Consider the following 12,798-nt stretch of genomic DNA (forward strand, 5'->3'; position numbering starts at 1 on the left):
CTATCAGCTATCAGCTATCAGCTATCAGCTATCAGCTATCAGCTATCAGCTATCAGCTATCAGCTATCAGCTATCAGTCTGACAGCTCACGGCTCACGGCTCACGGCTCACGGCTCACGGCTCAAACCTTAACACAAAGATACTTCTCTTCTAGGTACTCATCTAACCCTTGATGGCCGCCTTCTCTGCCTAAGCCTGACTGTTTAACACCGCCAAATGGCGCTACTGGATTTGAGATTAAACCTTCGTTAATACCAATCATGCCGTATTCGAGTGCTTCACTTACGCGATAAACTTGTTTGATATTTTCACTATAAAAATATGCAGCTAAACCATAAGGCACATCATTTGCTAACTTCAACACTTCTTCTTCATCATCAAAAGCGATAATGCTTACCACTGGACCAAATACTTCATCATGATAGATATCCATCTCTGGTGTCACATCCGTTAAAATCAGCGGTGCTTGAAAGCTGCCTTCAAGTTCGCTGTTATCGCCGATCAATGACGCGCCTTTATTAACTGCATCATCTAAGAGAGTTTGTACTTTCTCTTTAGCCTTAGGATAAATTAGTGGACCAATATCCACCCCTTCATCAAGGCCATTGCCAACTTTTAACTCAGCCACTTTGTCTGCAAGTTTTTCAAGCACCGTTTCAAGTACTGAACGTTGCACAAAAATTCGGTTAGCAGCCACACAGGTTTGGCCGGCGTTTCTAAATTTTGCAGCCATGAGGCCAGCAACAGCTTCATCTAAGTCAGCATTTTCGAAAATAATAAACGGCGCATTACCACCAAGCTCCATCGAAGTTTGCTTAATAGTTGAGGCACATTGCGAAAGTAACTGCTTACCTACACCAGTTGACCCCGTGAAGGTAAACTTACGCACTCGCTCAGACTCTGTCATGATTTCGCCAACCATTTTTGCATTTTCAGAGACCACAACATTCAACGCCCCTTTCACAAATCCAGCCTTATCAGCAAGGTATGCCAAGGCAATGGCGCACAATGGTGTATGCTCAGAAGGTTTAATCACAAAACTACAACCTGCCGCATATGCTGGTGCCACTTTACGTGTGATCATCGCGATCGGAAAATTCCAAGGTGTGATCCCAGCAACCACACCAATTGGTTGTTTTATGGTTGATAAACGATGTTGGCTGTCGGTGGCAGGGATATTATCGCCGTAACTACGCTTAGCTTCTTCACTAAACCATTTAATAAAGCCTGCACCGTATTCAACTTCACCTAACGACTCTTTTAATGGCTTGCCCTGCTCTTTGGTCATTAGTTCAGCGAGCTGTTGCTTGTGCTCAATGACTAACTCATACCAACGGCGTAACGTTTCACTGCGTTCTGTGGCAGTTGTTTTCTTTAGCTTGCTAAATGCCTCGTCAGCACTTTTTATTGCTTGCTCAACGCCAGCCTCATCAATATTAGAGACCTGCGTAATTGCTTGTCCAGTTGCAGGGTTATCTACACTAAAACGCTGGCTTGTAGAGTAAAAGTCACCGTCGATAAACGAATCAGAAAAAACCAAATCAGACATAGAACCTCCAAGTAAAAGCTGTCAGCTATCAGCTCTAAAAAACAAAAAACCGCTGTAGAGACCAAGCAACTACAGCGGTTTTTACGAAATCAAAGCCGTTAAAAATTAATGCTCTTCATTAACGATATTGAGATTATACTTTGGAATTTCAACCACTAAATCTTCATCTTTAATCACTGCTTGGCAACCAAGGCGTGACTCTGGCTCAAGACCCCATGCTTTATCAAGCATGTCGTCTTCTAACTCATCACTTTCATCTAGAGAGTCAAAACCTTCACGGATGATTAAGTGGCATGTTGTACACGCGCATGATTTTTCACACGCATGTGGAATGCTAATACCATTTTTTAGCGCAACATCTAATACTGTTTCACCTGCAGGAGCTTCAATTGCAGCGCCTTCTGGGCATAACTCTTCGTGTGGAAGAAAAATAATTTGTGGCATACCTTACCTCGTTAAACTTCGTCTACTGACTGCCCTTGCAGCGCTTTTTTGATTGATGCATCCATTCTGCGAGCAGCAAATTCGCTACTTGCATTGTCTACAGCTTCAATCGCTGCTTTAATTTCTGCAGGTGTTGTTGCGCTTTCGCGTACGGCAACAAGTTTAGCAATTTCTGCTTTTAACGCACCTAATTCTTGTTCATCAAGTAATGCACTGTCGGTTGCGAGTGATGCTTCAAGCGCTTCAACAACACGTAACGCTTCAACTTGTTGCTCTTTAAGCATCCGCGCTTGCATATCGTCTTTAGCGTTAGTCATTGATTCTTTAAGCATGTTTGCAACTTGGTCGTCCGATAAACCAAATGATGGTTTCACCTGAATTTCAGCTTGTACACCAGTTGATTTTTCCATTGCCGATACACTTAATAAGCCATCAGCATCAACTTTAAAGGTTACGCGAATATGCGCAGCACCTGCAGCCATTGCCGGAATACCCTTTAAGCTAAATTTAGCCAATGAACGACAATCATCAACTAGCTCACGCTCACCTTGTAATACATGCAGTGACATAGCTGTTTGACCATCTTTGAAAGTGGTGAACTCTTGCGCACGTGCAACAGGAATCGTGGTGTTACGTGGAATGATTTTCTCAACCAAGCCACCCATAGTCTCAAGACCTAGCGACAGTGGTAATACATCTAATAGCAGCATGTCTGAGTCAGGCTTATTGCCAACCAGTACATCTGCTTGAAGTGCCGCACCAAGTGCAACCACGCGATCTGGGTCAATAGAAGTCAGTGGCTCTTTATCAAAAAATGCAGCAACTTGAGAGCGTACAATTGGCATACGAGTCGAGCCGCCAACCATTACAACTTGTAGTACTTCTTCGTTCTCAATACCGGCATCTTTTACGGCACGGCGACAAGAACGGAGTGTTTTCTTCACAAGGCTAAGAGCGAGCTCATCAAAGGTTTCGCGGGTTACTTCAACTTTGTGGCTTTGACCATCAAACTCTAAACCGACATTAACAGTTTGGTATTGGCTTAATGCTTCTTTACATGCTTTGGCTTTGTTGATGAATAAACGTAATACCGATGCAGAAAGCTCACTCACACCCGTTTGTGTTTTAAAGTAATCAACTAATAGCGAGTCAAAATCGTCACCACCAAGGCTCGAGTCACCGCCAGTGGCAAGCACTTCGAATACACCTTGGTGTAAACGTAAAATAGAAATATCGAAGGTACCGCCACCTAAATCGTATACAGCGATAATACCTTCTTGACCCGAATCAAGGCCGTAAGCAACAGCCGCAGCCGTTGGCTCGTTTAATAAACGTAAAACCTTAATACCGGCAAGCTCTGCAGCATCTTTTGTGCTTTGTCGCTGCGCATCATCAAAATACGCTGGTACAGTAATTACCGCACCTAGAATATCTTGGCCTGCAAAGCTGTCTTCTGCACGCAGTTTTAATGCTTTTAGAATTTCACTCGATGCAGTGACAGGACTAATTGCACCCGCAACTGTGCTGATTGCTAATGAGCCATCATGCTCACAAAATTCATAAGGCAGTTGACCATAGCTTTTTTCGATTTCAGCCTGCGTTTTACCTAAGAAACGTTTCACCGAGATTAATGTGTTTGCAGGGTCTTGAGTAGCAGCAGCCGCTGCTCGTTCACCTACAATAATGCTATCAGTTTGGTATTGCACAACCGATGGAAGCATCGCATTGCCCGCTAAATCAGTCAGTGTGCGAGCTTCGCCGCTTTGCACTGTTGCAACTAACGAGTTAGTCGTACCAAGGTCTATACCGACTGCTAATTTGTGCTCATGTGGTGCCGCGCTCTGCCCCGGCTCAGCAATTTGCAATAATGCCATAATGCTCTTTTTAAACTCTTAAATAGCTGCTTTAAAACAACTAACGATTAATCATCAAATAAACTGTCTTCAATACGCTCTAGTTCATCGCGTAACTTATAAACAAACTTCAATTTACGAATATTGTCAGCGGCAGCTTGCCATTGTTGCTCGTCGTTACTTGCCAACTGAGCGGCTAATTCGCTGCTGTATTGTTTATCGAGTTGTTTAATTTGCGCTTCAAACTGGGCAATTGCTGCATCTGGATCTGCGGCATTTTCAAGTTCTTCTAATTCTTCACGCAGTTCCATTTGCTGCATTAAGAATAACGGATCTTGCAATGTTTGTTGCTCGGCGCGAATATCAACACCTAGTTCACTTAGCATGTATTCAGCACGTTTTACCGGGTGTTTTAAAGTTTGTAATGCATCATTGATTTCAGCTGCATTTTGCACAGCGAGTAGTTTATCGCGGCTACTGGAGCTTGCGTGGCGATCTGGATGAACTGCGCGTTGCAGCTCGAGGTAGTTTTTATTAATAGTCGCTAAATCAATGTTGTAATCTACTGGAATTGCAAATAACTCAAAGTAACGCATTACATAATCCAACTCGGTAAACAGGAAATAACAAAGCCCTACATAGGCAGGGCTTCAAGCAAAGAAAGTTTGTTAAGCTTAAACGGTGAAGCTTTCGCCGCAACCACACTCATCAGCTTGGTTCGGGTTGTTAAATTTAAACCCTTCATTCAAACCTTCTTTGGTGTAATCAAGCTCAGTACCATCAATGTAAACTAAGCTTTTGGCATCAACGATAACTTTCACGCCACGGCTTTCAAAAATTTCGTCGCCGTCAGCTAACTCATCAACAAATTCAAGAACATAAGCAAGACCTGAACAGCCCGTCGTTTTAATGCCAACGCGTAGGCCAATGCCTTTGCCGCGATTTGCTAAAAATGATTCTACGCGGTTTGCTGCCGCATCTGTCAATGTCACTGCCATGAATTTATCTCTTACTTCGCTTGTTTGCTTTTGTAGTCAGCAATTGCTGCTTGAATCGCGTCTTCTGCTAAAATTGAACAGTGAATTTTCACTGGTGGTAATTCAAGCTCAGCACTGATATCAGTGTTTTTGATTGTTGCAGCTTCATCTAATGTTTTGCCTTTTACCCACTCAGTTACAAGTGAAGAAGAAGCGATTGCGCTACCACAACCATATGTTTTGAATTTTGCATCTTCAATTACACCTTCTGGTGATACTTTGATTTGCAATTTCATTACGTCACCACATGCTGGTGCACCCACCATGCCTGTTGCAACTGACGGATCATTTTTGTCTAAAGCACCCACGTTACGTGGATTTTCAACATGATCGATTACTTTATCACTATAAGCCATAATACTATCCTCACTACCTGCTAGCGGCGGCAATCACTGATTAGTGATGCGCCCACTCAACTGAATCTAAATCAATACCTTCTTGATGCATTTCCCATAAAGGAGACATCTCACGTAAACGGCCGATCGAGTTTTTGATTAGTTCAACGGTGTAATCAATCTCTTCTTCAGTCGTAAAGCGGCCAATGCTGAAACGAATTGAGCTGTGTGCTAACTCGTCATTACGGCCTAATGCACGTAGTACATAAGAAGGCTCTAAGCTTGCTGAGGTACAGGCTGAACCTGATGAAACAGCAATGTCTTTAACAGCCATTAATAACGACTCACCTTCAACAAAGTTGAAGCTGATGTTTACAATACCCGGAACTGACTGGCTTGGTTCACCATTGAAGTAAACTTCGTCCATATCAGCCATAATGCCATCAACCAAACGCTTACGAAGTGCGCTGATGTGTGCATGGTCTTTTTCGAAATCTTCTTTAGCGATTCTAAATGCCGCACCCATACCTACTAACTGGTGAGTAGCAAGTGTGCCTGAACGCATACCACGCTCATGACCACCACCGTGCATTTGTGCTTCTAAACGTGCGCGAGGCTTACGACGAACATAAAGTGCGCCTACACCTTTCGGGCCATATACTTTGTGGCCAGAGAACGACATAAAATCTACTTTTAACTGTTGCACGTCGATAAGTACTTTACCTGCGCTTTGTGCAGCATCAACATGGAACATAATTTTGCGCTCACGGCACATTTCGCCGATTGTCGCGATATCTTGGATAACACCTAGCTCGTTATTTACGTGCATTACACTCACAAGCACCGTGTCGTCACGCATGGCAGCTTCAAGCTTTTTAAGGTCAAGTAAACCGTTTTCTTCAACGTCCATATAGGTTACTTCGAAACCTTGGCGCTCTAGTTCACGACACGTATCAAGCACTGCTTTGTGCTCAGTTTTAACAGTGATAACGTGCTTGCCTTTCTTTTTATAGAACTGCGCAGCACCTTTAATTGCTAGGTTATTTGATTCTGTAGCACCTGAAGTGAAAACAATTTCACGCGGGTCAGCGTTGATCAGATCAGCAATATCTGTACGCGCTTGATCAACCGCTTCTTCTGCTTGCCAACCAAAACGGTGTGAGCGTGATGCAGGGTTACCAAAATTACCGTCCATAGTCAGGCATTGCATCATTTCTTTTGCCACACGTTCATCAACAGGCGTGGTTGCTGCGTAATCTAAATAAATCGGTAACTTCATTTCTCTCTCCGCTTTCGTCAAGCTACAGTTGACAGCTTACTTGAATGTTTTCCAGTTGCTTAATTGCAGTGTTGATGCTGTTATCTTGGCGAGATGCGACTTCTTTCACATCTGACTTTTCCACCAATTCAGCAAGGGTAATACTATTTAAAAAATCTTCGATACGTGCGCTTAAGTCCGACCATAGGGTGTGAGTCAAACAGCGCATGCCGCTTTGGCAACCACCCGTTGCATTGTGACAACGTGTTGCATCAACAGACTCATCTACGGCATTAATCACATCGCCGACAGAAATTTCGTTTGCTTCTCTACCAAGTAAATATCCGCCACCTGGGCCACGCACAGAGGTCACAAGGCCGTTTTTACGTAAACGGGCGAATAATTGTTCGAGATAAGATAGCGAAATCTCTTGGCGTTCAGAAATATCGGCAAGGGGAACTGCACCCACATTTGTATGTAGTGCAACATCCAACATGGCGGTTACTGCGTATCTGCCTTTTGATGTTAACTTCATAGAGCCCCCGATGTTACTGCACGCTAAGGTGTGCAAATTTTAATTACCAGACCAAAATAGTCAAGTATTATCACTTGATAAAAATTGATACTTGCCACTGATAAAACCCAATACCTGACAAAAATGGTCAAGTACTAGGTCTATTCTAATTACCTGAGTAATTTAGTCAAGTATTATACTTATAACCTGTGATTATTTTATAGACTTATTAATTGAGGTAAGAATACCGCGTAAGATGTTCATCTCTGCTTCTTCTGGGCGTGCGCGGTTGAATAAACGACGAAGTTTTGTCATCACCATACCTGGGTGTTGCTTGATGATAAAACCTGTATCATTTAGAGTTTGCTCTAAGTGCTCGTAAAACAGCTCAGTTTGCTTTGCATTTGGGTAGGTTGCTTCGTCTTCTTCTTGTGCTTTTGGCTGTTTGTTTAAATAAGCCATACGTGTTTCATAACACAATGTTTGCACAGCCATTGCTAGATTTAGCGAGCTGTATTCAGGGTTCGCAGGAATACATACGTGGTAGTTACATTGTTGTAGTTCTTCGTTAGTTAAACCACTATTTTCGCGGCCAAATACCAATGCTACTGGACCATGCTCAGCTTCAGCCACTAGTTTTTCACCACATTCACGCGGCTCAACCATAGGCCAAGATAAAGTACGTGAACGTGCACTCGTACCAATTGTTAAACTACAATCAGCAATTGCATCAGCTAGCGTATCAACAACCACAGCTTTACCTAAAACATCCGTGGCACCTGCAGCAAGCGCACTCGCATGACTATCAATTTCACAAGCAGGATCAACAAGATATAAATTTGATAAGCCCATCGTTTTCATAGCACGTGCCGCTGAGCCAATATTACCAGAATGTGATGTGTTTACTAATACGATACGAATATCATCAAGTGTCATTGCGTTGTTACTTACTGAAAGTCAAAAATTGCGGGGATTATAGCATGGCTGCAAGCGCTAGGCGATATGCTTTGAGCGGTAAGCAAGCATTGTAGGTACGATTTTACATCGCGCAACACTTCTATGATTCACAAAGAGAATAAGAGGCGCTGCGCTTTAGAGAAAACAAAAAAGCCTTATTGTCACTTTCTTATTTTCTTCTCGCTCACTTCTCTTTTGCAAAAACATATTTGAACCACAGAGAACACAGAGGCGTTTATCGCTTCACTGAGAAAACCAAATTATCACAAAGAGATAAAGAGACGCTGCGCTTTAGAGAAAACAAGAAAACATAATTATCAGTTCCTCATTTTCTTCTCATTCACTTCTCTTTGTGTAAATATTTTCGGCACTAAAGTACCTCCTACGAGGCAGGCCTTTAACAAAACCCTGAAAAACAACACCGTTCGACTTCAAACTTAAAGCTTACCGCTTGTTGTGCAATAGGATCCCCTTACATTTCAACCCTGTACAAAAAACAACCTAATTTATTCGAGTTTATTGTTTACTTTACGCTAGAAATCGCTAGAATACGCCGGCTTAAATATATTCGTTCTTTTACAACCCAAAGGTAATGCTATGCATCCAATGTTAAACATTGCGGTTCGCGCTGCGCGTAACGCAGGCAAAATTTTACTTCGTGCAAGTGAAGATTTATCAAAAGTTGATGTACAACAAAAAGGCACTAACGACTTAGTGACTAACATCGATAAAGAAGCTGAAGCCGCAATTCGTGATACCATTTTAAAATCTTACCCTGATCACTGTATCGTAGGTGAAGAGCTTGGTGAGCACAAAGGTAAAGATGCAGATTACCAATGGATTGTTGATCCACTTGATGGCACAACTAACTTCATCAAGGGTATCCCTCATTTCGCAGTATCAATTGCACTTAAAGTTAAAGGTCGTTTAGATCAAGCTGTTATCTATGATCCAATTCGCGGTGAATTATTCACTGCTTCACGTGGTCAAGGCGCACAGCTTAACAGCAAGCGTTTACGCGTAACTAAAACTAACGAGTTAGCAGGTTCTATACTTGCAACTGGTTTCCCATTCAAACAAAAGCACCACTTAGACGCATACTCTGAAGCGTTTAAAGCACTTTTCATTCAAACTGCTGATATCCGCCGTGCAGGTTCTGCTGCGTTAGATATGGCTTATGTTGCTGCGGGTCGTGTTGATGGTTTCTTTGAAATTGGCCTTAAGCCATGGGACACAGCGGCAGGCGAGCTTTTAGTTAAAGAAGCTGGCGGTATGGTTGTTGATTTCGCAGGTGGTATTAACTATAACCAAAGCGGCAACATCATTTGTGGCGCACCTAAGTTAACTCAAGCGATCATTCGTGAAATTCGCCCAGTGTTAACTGAATCACTACTTCGCTAATAGCGGTTGTAATACAGATTTACATACAAAAAGGAGCTAAGGCTCCTTTTTTTGTGGCTGAAAATAATCGTTATCGAGTTCTATCTCTGTTACTTCACCTTCTTTAAATGGCAATTTGGCTAAGTCCTCAGCAAAGTAGCTCGCAAATAATTGCTCAAACTCGCCCGTGCTTTTCATCTTGGTGAGTCCTTTCAATAACACCTCAGCGAGTTCTGGCCTGTGGTTGCTGACAAAAAAGTAAAATGCTGTTGGGTAACTAATATAAAGGTCAGGCACTATAACCAGCTCGTCACTCTTTACTTGTTCCATTTCTGAAATGACTTCAATGAACGAACGCGGAAAATAATCAACTCGCCCTCTGATCACTAAACTAAACATTGCTTGATAATTTGCTAACGGCCTGACAGATAGACCATTTTGCGCAAGAATTTTAGTATCAGGCCAATCATGACCCTGTATAGCTGTAAACGGTGCTAAATCTTGTTTCGTTTTTACATCTTTAAAACGAGGCACAAACGCTCGTTTGGTAAGTAGCGCTCGTTTGCCTATGTAACCCTTAAACAAAGGGACGGGTACAGCAATGGCTAAGTGTTCACGCTCTGGGCTTGTCATACTCCAAAACAAATCGGCTTGCTTTGCATCAAGCATAAGCAAAGTACGCTGTTGGTGAGGATGAACAAGTACTTCATTGATTTCTGCTTGGTAATTACCGGCACGTAACGCCGCTGTCAGTAATTCATGAAGATAATAATCACGTTTATAAAATGGGCGTTGCTCAACCGCTAAATTCACCACATTGTTAGCTTCAGTAGCAAGGCTGTATCCTAGGCTCAGCAATATTAATATTGCACTACATAGTCGCTTCATTGTTATTTTTGTTAATGTGTTTTTTTTAAGCTACACCCAGTTAAACAGGGACACAAGTAAAATTAAGCAAACTTCAAATTTCTTCATGAGTTAATAGTAAGTGCTTCATCTTTTTGGCTGCTTAAACGCACCACGGCGGGGGCTGGTCGGCTACGTTTACATACAAACAAGTGGCTACTCTGATAGCGCTTGGCCTCTTTTTTCGCATCAGTAGCCAACGCTGCAACTTGGTGGCTGTTGATGCAAAGCTCCAAATCAGGCTTAACCAAACCTATTGATAGTGTAAGTAATGGCACAAACTGCTTTTTCCCTTCTCGGTTACTTGCCCAGTAACCCCCTTGCTCCATATGCTCTGGGGTGAAAAAGGCGCGAGACTGCAGCTCAAATTTATCGATAATGTCATGGCATACTTGCTCTGCATCATTTTTATCAAACACTACCATAAAGTCATCACCACCAATGTGACCCACAAAGCCTTTGCTAGTACTACAGGCCTCTACGATTACTTCTGCAAGCAGCTTTATAACGCTATCACCACTGGCGTACCCATACAGGTCATTGAATTGTTTAAAGTGGTTTAAATCAACATAGGCTAACGAGAATGGGTAATTATTGCGAAGTCTAAGTTCAATTGCTTCGTTAATAGCGACATTACCCGGCAACATAGTTAGCGGATTGGCATGTTGTGCATGGCGGATTTTTTCTTCTGTAATGTGTTTTAAGATATTACGTAGTGGTGCCAAGCCTAAGTATTCGCCATTACGGGTGATCACAATGTGACGTCGAATATCAAACTCAAATTCGGTAATTTGCTGACTCACCGTATCGAGTAACTCGTTTTCGTCTACCACTAACGGCTGCTTATCCATTAAAGAAGTAACTGGTTGCTTGTCGTAAAGTGCATGGCCATAAGGAGCGGCAAATACTTCAGTGAGTTGATCTCGATGTAATAAACCAACGGGGATATTGTGCTCTAGTACGGCTAGGCTAGTTAGGGTTTTATCTTGTTCAAAAATACTGTGAGCATCTTTACAGCGTGTTGTTGCTTCAATATTAGCGTGCTCTACCGCTAACCAACCAATCGCCATTGACTGCTCAAATGTATTGCTATTGTCTGATGACTCCAAGTGCTTTAAGCAGTGGATATTAATTTCGTAACTAGGCTGCAAGCTCGGCCTTTCCAGTAAAAAACCTTGTGCATGCTGCACGCCCAAAATTTCGAGTAGACGAAGTTCCTCAGCCCGCTCAATGCCTTCTGCTATCACTTGCGTATTGGTGGCTTTTGCAAGCTCAATAATTGACTTTAAAAACTCTTTTTTAACGACACTCTGGTCACAATGATCGATAAAGTAGCGGTCTATTTTTACAAACTCAGGACATAACTCAGACCATTGCTTTAAACCCGAATAGCCAGCGCCTAAGTCATCAATGGCAATCGAAAAACCTAACTCACGATAATGGGCAATGGTCTTTAACAATAAAAAGCCATCATCCACTTTTTCTTGCTCTGTAACCTCAATAACCACGCGATTAGTTGCAAGACCAAAGTGTTCAACTAGATGTAATGTTTCACCCTTAGGGTGGCAAGGGTCGAGTAAAGTTTTAGGACTTACGTTTAAGAACAACTTACCCTCAAGATTGAGCTTAACAAAGTTTTCAATTGCTCTACTGCGGCAAAGTAGCTCTAATTCAGAGATCTTATGGCAATCAATGGCTGCGCTGAACAATCTACTCGGCATTTCTAACTCAGACCCTTTCGGGCCGCGACTTAACGCCTCGTAGCCCAAAATATGTTGATTAGAAATGTCAAAGATAGGTTGAAACAAGGTTTCAATTGCACTGTTATCTAAGATCTGCTGTAGTTGTGCGTTCACCTTACACCTAGCCTAAAAAATACAAATAGGAGGCTAAATTAGCAACCTTGTATGACAATTTTATGGCAAGGCGATGACGAGTGCAGACTAGTCAATGGCAGTGATCAGCTCAAGCTGTTTAATACGGGCAAAACTATCAATCATTTTTAGTTTGGCGCTCTGGTAATCATCCTGTGCTAAACCTGTTTGTTGAGCTAATTTATAAATTGCAAGGGGGTTAAGTAATAACTGCTGTGCGTGATAGCAACTTGCAGCTGCAAATTCTGGAAGCTCCGGTTCTAAGTTAATCGTAATTTCATTCTTCAACGCTTCTGTATCGTCACTTTGCTGTTGCTGAAACTCTGTTGCGTTTGCCATCGCTTGCAAACTTGCCTCACATTCTGGCAGCTGTGCTTTAAGGTTTAAAAACAAACCAGTTGATGAACTAATTAGCTTAAGCGTCAGATCTTGCAAGTGCTGAGCAGTTGATTGGTTTTGTAATGCTTCTACAACTTGCCAAGCCAACCCTTGATAGCTGTCGAACTGCTGCCCTAGAGTCACCTCAGGTGATTGTTGTATTTCAGTCTGTTCTGGCTCTGCTTTTTTGCCGCAAGCGCTAAGCATTAAAAGTATAAACACACTAAACATCAGGTGTTTCATAATTTCTCCGAGAGTCTGATTTAACTCATTTTAAAACAATCATTAGTAGCAAGAGTAACCATAAATGCAA

Annotated in this window: 13 protein-coding genes; 1 reads left to right on the forward strand and 12 read right to left on the reverse strand. The window is 42.3% G+C overall.

Features of this window, described 5'->3' with window-relative positions:
* Window positions 1-121: 121 nt before the first annotated feature.
* The 9 genes from HCZ11_RS10490 to trmJ form a co-directional block, all read right to left on the reverse strand.
* Window positions 122-1,549 carry an NAD-dependent succinate-semialdehyde dehydrogenase gene (locus HCZ11_RS10490; protein ID WP_167658388.1) on the reverse strand — a complete coding sequence of 476 codons (1,428 nt, stop codon included), beginning with the start codon at window positions 1,547-1,549 and terminating at the stop codon, window positions 122-124.
* A 105-nt stretch (window positions 1,550-1,654) separates the two neighbouring features.
* Window positions 1,655-1,993, reverse strand: a complete 339-nt coding sequence (gene fdx, locus HCZ11_RS10495; RefSeq protein WP_130050444.1) for an ISC system 2Fe-2S type ferredoxin — start codon at window positions 1,991-1,993, stop codon at window positions 1,655-1,657.
* Between the two features lie 11 nt (window positions 1,994-2,004).
* Window positions 2,005-3,867, reverse strand: a complete 1,863-nt coding sequence (hscA, locus tag HCZ11_RS10500) for a Fe-S protein assembly chaperone HscA (protein ID WP_130050443.1) — start codon at window positions 3,865-3,867, stop codon at window positions 2,005-2,007.
* 47 nt (window positions 3,868-3,914) lie between these two features.
* Complete coding sequence (gene hscB / locus HCZ11_RS10505) at window positions 3,915-4,442, reverse strand: co-chaperone HscB (RefSeq protein ID WP_130050442.1); 528 nt, start codon at window positions 4,440-4,442, stop codon at window positions 3,915-3,917.
* Window positions 4,443-4,520: 78 nt separating this feature from the next.
* Window positions 4,521-4,844, reverse strand: a complete 324-nt coding sequence (gene iscA, locus HCZ11_RS10510; protein WP_054552502.1) for an iron-sulfur cluster assembly protein IscA — start codon at window positions 4,842-4,844, stop codon at window positions 4,521-4,523.
* 11 nt (window positions 4,845-4,855) lie between these two features.
* On the reverse strand, window positions 4,856-5,239 hold the full coding sequence (iscU, locus tag HCZ11_RS10515; RefSeq protein ID WP_054552501.1) for a Fe-S cluster assembly scaffold IscU: 384 nt from the start codon (window positions 5,237-5,239) through the stop codon (window positions 4,856-4,858).
* A 40-nt stretch (window positions 5,240-5,279) separates the two neighbouring features.
* On the reverse strand, window positions 5,280-6,497 hold the full coding sequence (locus HCZ11_RS10520; RefSeq protein WP_036973293.1) for an IscS subfamily cysteine desulfurase: 1,218 nt from the start codon (window positions 6,495-6,497) through the stop codon (window positions 5,280-5,282).
* 22 nt (window positions 6,498-6,519) lie between these two features.
* Window positions 6,520-7,011: a Fe-S cluster assembly transcriptional regulator IscR gene (iscR, locus tag HCZ11_RS10525; RefSeq protein ID WP_130050441.1), complete on the reverse strand. Its 492-nt coding sequence runs from the start codon at window positions 7,009-7,011 to the stop codon at window positions 6,520-6,522.
* Between the two features lie 192 nt (window positions 7,012-7,203).
* Entirely contained in the window at window positions 7,204-7,926 is a 723-nt protein-coding gene (gene trmJ, locus HCZ11_RS10530; RefSeq protein WP_130050440.1) for a tRNA (cytosine(32)/uridine(32)-2'-O)-methyltransferase TrmJ, read from the reverse strand.
* Between the two features lie 618 nt (window positions 7,927-8,544).
* On the opposite strand from trmJ, the gene suhB reads away from it, so the two are divergent.
* Window positions 8,545-9,348, forward strand: a complete 804-nt coding sequence (gene suhB / locus HCZ11_RS10535; RefSeq protein WP_130050439.1) for an inositol-1-monophosphatase — start codon at window positions 8,545-8,547, stop codon at window positions 9,346-9,348.
* A gap of 36 nt (window positions 9,349-9,384) precedes the next feature.
* On the opposite strand, the gene HCZ11_RS10540 is transcribed toward suhB, so the two are convergent.
* The 3 genes from HCZ11_RS10540 to HCZ11_RS10550 form a co-directional block, all read right to left on the reverse strand.
* Window positions 9,385-10,215: an ABC transporter substrate-binding protein gene (locus tag HCZ11_RS10540; RefSeq protein ID WP_130050438.1), complete on the reverse strand. Its 831-nt coding sequence runs from the start codon at window positions 10,213-10,215 to the stop codon at window positions 9,385-9,387.
* Window positions 10,216-10,298: 83 nt separating this feature from the next.
* Window positions 10,299-12,089, reverse strand: a complete 1,791-nt coding sequence (locus tag HCZ11_RS10545; protein WP_130050437.1) for a GGDEF domain-containing protein — start codon at window positions 12,087-12,089, stop codon at window positions 10,299-10,301.
* A gap of 87 nt (window positions 12,090-12,176) precedes the next feature.
* Entirely contained in the window at window positions 12,177-12,728 is a 552-nt protein-coding gene (locus tag HCZ11_RS10550) for a hypothetical protein (RefSeq protein ID WP_167658389.1), read from the reverse strand.
* Window positions 12,729-12,798: the final 70 nt, after the last annotated feature.

The organism is Pseudoalteromonas sp. HF66, from assembly GCF_011806445.1.
Lineage (GTDB): Bacteria > Pseudomonadota > Gammaproteobacteria > Enterobacterales > Alteromonadaceae > Pseudoalteromonas > Pseudoalteromonas apostichopi.

Coding starts and splice junctions, on each gene's coding strand:
- HCZ11_RS10490 (WP_167658388.1), bottom strand. CDS start 1,549: ATGTCTGATTTGGTTTTTTCTGATTCGTTTATCGACGGTGACTTTTAC.
- fdx (WP_130050444.1), bottom strand. CDS start 1,993: ATGCCACAAATTATTTTTCTTCCACACGAAGAGTTATGCCCAGAAGGC.
- hscA (WP_130050443.1), bottom strand. CDS start 3,867: ATGGCATTATTGCAAATTGCTGAGCCGGGGCAGAGCGCGGCACCACAT.
- hscB (WP_130050442.1), bottom strand. CDS start 4,442: ATGCGTTACTTTGAGTTATTTGCAATTCCAGTAGATTACAACATTGAT.
- iscA (WP_054552502.1), bottom strand. CDS start 4,844: ATGGCAGTGACATTGACAGATGCGGCAGCAAACCGCGTAGAATCATTT.
- iscU (WP_054552501.1), bottom strand. CDS start 5,239: ATGGCTTATAGTGATAAAGTAATCGATCATGTTGAAAATCCACGTAAC.
- HCZ11_RS10520 (WP_036973293.1), bottom strand. CDS start 6,497: ATGAAGTTACCGATTTATTTAGATTACGCAGCAACCACGCCTGTTGAT.
- iscR (WP_130050441.1), bottom strand. CDS start 7,011: ATGAAGTTAACATCAAAAGGCAGATACGCAGTAACCGCCATGTTGGAT.
- trmJ (WP_130050440.1), bottom strand. CDS start 7,926: ATGACACTTGATGATATTCGTATCGTATTAGTAAACACATCACATTCT.
- suhB (WP_130050439.1), top strand. CDS start 8,545: ATGCATCCAATGTTAAACATTGCGGTTCGCGCTGCGCGTAACGCAGGC.
- HCZ11_RS10540 (WP_130050438.1), bottom strand. CDS start 10,215: ATGAAGCGACTATGTAGTGCAATATTAATATTGCTGAGCCTAGGATAC.
- HCZ11_RS10550 (WP_167658389.1), bottom strand. CDS start 12,728: ATGAAACACCTGATGTTTAGTGTGTTTATACTTTTAATGCTTAGCGCT.